Raw genomic sequence first — 420 nt, 5'->3', positions numbered from 1 at the left:
CGCACGATCCGGTCCTTCGTTGGGACCCGTGGGCGGTCGTCGAGTACAACCGCCGGGCGAGCAGTGGGGAAGGTGGCGCCCGCATGCGAATGATGTCGCTTGTCGACGCGCGTCTCATGATTCCCCGCAACACGCTACGCGGGATTCTCGCCTCGATCCGCACGCGCGTCCTTGATCTCGCCCTCGCGCTGGAAGGTGTCGCGCCAGACGCTGGCGAGCCCAACGGCCCCACGGTCGCGGACAGCCGGGTCGAGCGCGTCACGCAGAACTTCCACATCACCGTGAACGGGGACGGTAACAACATCGCCACGGGTGACAACGCGCGGCAGCGAGTGAAGGTGAGGAAGGGCGACGCCGAAGCCCTCCTGCAGGCCGCCCGCGCCCTAGGCTTGAGCGCCGACGACGCCATCCAGTTCCGCG

The 420-nt window shown here is 68.3% G+C and carries 1 protein-coding gene; it reads left to right on the top strand.

The window, feature by feature from the left end; all coding sequences use genetic code 11:
• Positions 1-83: 83 nt before the first annotated feature.
• Positions 84-420 (top strand): hypothetical protein (locus tag G3I78_RS49160; RefSeq protein ID WP_203616570.1); only part of this gene is annotated, 337 nt, incomplete at its 3' end.

It is taken from the genome of Streptomyces sp. SID13726, from assembly GCF_010548375.1.
In the GTDB taxonomy this organism is placed as follows: domain Bacteria; phylum Actinomycetota; class Actinomycetes; order Streptomycetales; family Streptomycetaceae; genus Streptomyces.
This window is presented reverse-complemented; position numbering and strand designations above follow the sequence as displayed.